Origin of the sequence: Nocardia farcinica (genome assembly GCF_029867845.1) — a bacterium.
GTDB classification, from domain to species: Bacteria; Actinomycetota; Actinomycetes; order Mycobacteriales; family Mycobacteriaceae; genus Nocardia; species Nocardia farcinica_A.
Window position 1 is genome coordinate 1 of the sequence record NZ_JARWRU010000183.1, and the last position, 2799, is coordinate 2799.

3 protein-coding genes are annotated in these 2799 nt (G+C 70.1%); all 3 read left to right on the forward strand.

All coding sequences use genetic code 11. From position 1 onward, the window contains the following. Positions 1-187: 187 nt before the first annotated feature. The gene (locus QH283_RS03750) at positions 188-667 is read left to right on the forward strand and encodes a metallopeptidase family protein (protein ID WP_280501621.1); all 480 of its coding nucleotides are present in this window, start codon (positions 188-190) and stop codon (positions 665-667) included. A gap of 164 nt (positions 668-831) precedes the next feature. Then, entirely contained in the window at positions 832-1209 is a 378-nt protein-coding gene (locus QH283_RS03755) for a DUF3499 domain-containing protein (protein WP_280501622.1), read from the forward strand. A 94-nt stretch (positions 1210-1303) separates the two neighbouring features. Then, positions 1304-2674 carry a phosphomannomutase/phosphoglucomutase gene (locus QH283_RS03760; RefSeq protein WP_280501623.1) on the forward strand — a complete coding sequence of 457 codons (1371 nt, stop codon included), beginning with the start codon at positions 1304-1306 and terminating at the stop codon, positions 2672-2674. Positions 2675-2799 lie beyond the last annotated feature (125 nt).

The following is a 2799-nucleotide window of genomic DNA, read 5'->3' on the forward strand; positions in this document are numbered from 1 at the left end:
CCCCCCCCCCCGGGCCCGGGCCCGGGATCGCCCGCTCCCGTTCGTGGCGTCCCCGGCCGGCCTTCGCGCTCCCGGCCCCCATCCGTCCCGGCCGATCCCGACCGTGGTTGTGGTCTCGATCTCGGTGACGCCGTGTTCCCGGTCCCGGTCTGCACCGGGCTCGAACTCTTCCCCTAGATTTTGTTCCATGGCCCGCTCACGCAATCGACGACCGCCGACCGCCCGCTCGGTCATCCGCCGCGGCCGCGGGGTGCGCGGTCCGATGCTCCCCCCGACGGTGCCCGCCTGGCGAACCAGGGGCCAGCAGTTCGACCGACTGGTCCTCGAGGCCTTCGCGCCCATCGACTCACGCTGGCACGACCGGCTCACCAAACTCGACATCGCCGTCGACGACGTGCCGAAGATCCGTCCGCTGCACCCCGATTCGGTCACCTGGCCGGACGAGGTGGTCGCCGACGGACCGGTGCCGCTCTCGCGCCTGGTGCCCGCGGGGGTGGACCGGCACGGCGCGGCCACCAGGGCGCGCGTGGTGCTGTTCCGCAAACCCCTGGAATTGCGCGCGGGCGATCCCGACGATCTGGTCGACCTGTTGCGCGAGGTGCTCATCCAGCAGGTGGCGACCTATCTCGGAGTCGACCCCGACGTGATCGACCCCGACTCGGAATAACGCGGGTTCCGCGTGCGTCTCCTCGGACACTCCATGGTGATGTGTCCCAATTCACGGTCCGTGCGTTCGCACGTTCGCGCGCGGATTCGGCCGCCGGGAAGTCGGACCAGCGTGTCTGTACACATACCGGTCGCGGGCGCGATACTCTCGACATCGTGATCCCCATGCGTCGTTGCTGCCGACCCGGCTGCAAGAACCCGGCCGTCGCGACGCTCACGTATGTCTATTCCGATTCCACCGCGGTGGTCGGCCCGCTCGCGACCGTGGCCGAGCCGCATTCCTGGGATCTGTGCGAAACCCACGCGTCCCGGATCACCGCCCCGAAGGGTTGGGAACTGGTCCGCCACGAGGGCAGCTTCTCCAGCACCAGCGACGACGACGATCTGCCCGCCCTGGCCGAGGCCGTGCGCGAGGCAGGTCTGCGCAGACGCCCCGCCGAATCGGATCATCGCGGCTACCGCGAGTACGCGCCGCCGCAGCAACGCACGACGAGGACCGGCCGCCGCGGCCACCTGCGGGTGCTGCCCGATCCCCCGAGCTGACCGGGCGATCTGCCCGGTTCCGCCCCGTCCGGTCGACTCCGGTGGCCAGTGCTGCCCGTCCTCCCGGGCGACCACTAGGGTGTGAGGCATGACAGTGGCCCGCTCTGCCGAGTCCGTTGATGCGGTGATCAAGGCATACGACGTTCGTGGCGTCGTCGGTGACCAGATCGACGCCGCCTTCACCCGTGATGTGGGGGCGTCCTTCGCCCGGCTGATGCGCGCCGAGGGCGCCGACCGGGTGGTGATCGGTCACGACATGCGCGAGTCCTCCCCCGAACTGGCGAGGGCCTTCGCCGATGGCGTCACCGCGCAGGGGCTCGACGTCACCCACATCGGTCTCGCCTCCACCGACGAGCTGTACTTCGCCTCCGGCCGGTTCGGCTGCCCCGGAGCGATGTTCACCGCCAGCCACAACCCGGCCCGCTACAACGGCATCAAGCTGTGCCGGGCCAACGCGCTGCCGGTCGGCCAGGACACCGGCCTGGCCACCATCAAGGAGGAGCTGGTCGCGGGCGTGCCCGGCTACGACGGCGCGCCCGGCGCGGTGGACACCGTGGAGTTGCTCGACGACTACGCCGAATTCCTGCGCGATCTGGTGCTGCTGTCCGGCGAGCGCCCGCTGACCGTGGCGGTGGACGCGGGCAACGGCATGGGCGGCTACACCGTCCCCGCCGTGCTCGGCGCGCTCGGGCACGTGAAGATCGTGCCGCTGTACTTCGAGCTCGACGGCACCTTCCCCAATCACGAGGCCAATCCACTGGATCCGGCGAACCTGGTGGATCTGCAGCAGCTGGTGCGCGAGTCCGGCGCCGACATCGGCCTGGCCTTCGACGGCGACGCGGACCGCTGCTTCGTCGTGGACGAGCGGGGCGAGCCGGTCTCCCCCTCGGCCATCACCGCGCTGGTCGCCGAGCGCGAGCTGGCCAAGGAGCCCGGCGCGACGATCATCCACAACCTGATCACCTCCAAGGCCGTGCCCGAGCTGGTGCGCTCGCTCGGCGGCACCCCGGTGCGCACCCGTGTCGGCCATTCGTTCATCAAGCAGCAGATGGCGGCCACCGGCGCGGTCTTCGGCGGCGAGCACTCCGCGCACTACTACTTCCGCGACTTCTGGGGCGCCGACTCCGGCATGCTGGCCGCGCTGCACGTGCTCGCCGCCCTCGGCGAGACCGATCGCCCGGTCTCGGAGCTGATGGCCTCCTACACCACCTACGCCGCCTCCGGGGAGATCAACTCCACCGTCGACGACGCCGCCGCGCGGACCGCCGCGGTGATCGACGCCTTCGCCGCCCGCGCGAAGTCGGTGGACCGTCTCGACGGCGTCACCGTGCAGCTGGCCGACGACGCGTGGTTCAATCTGCGCGCCTCCAACACCGAGCCGCTGCTGCGGTTGAACGTGGAGGCCCGCTCGGCCGAAGAAGTAGACGCACTCGTGACCGAGATCCTGAGCATCGTGCGATCCTGACTGCGATAGTGGAATAACAGACTTTGTATTCGCCCGACCAGGGCACGGTGTGAACGATCCGGGACACAGCGCGACGAGGGGAGGTGAGAGGCCGGATGATCGCTGGAACACCGGTACTCGACCTC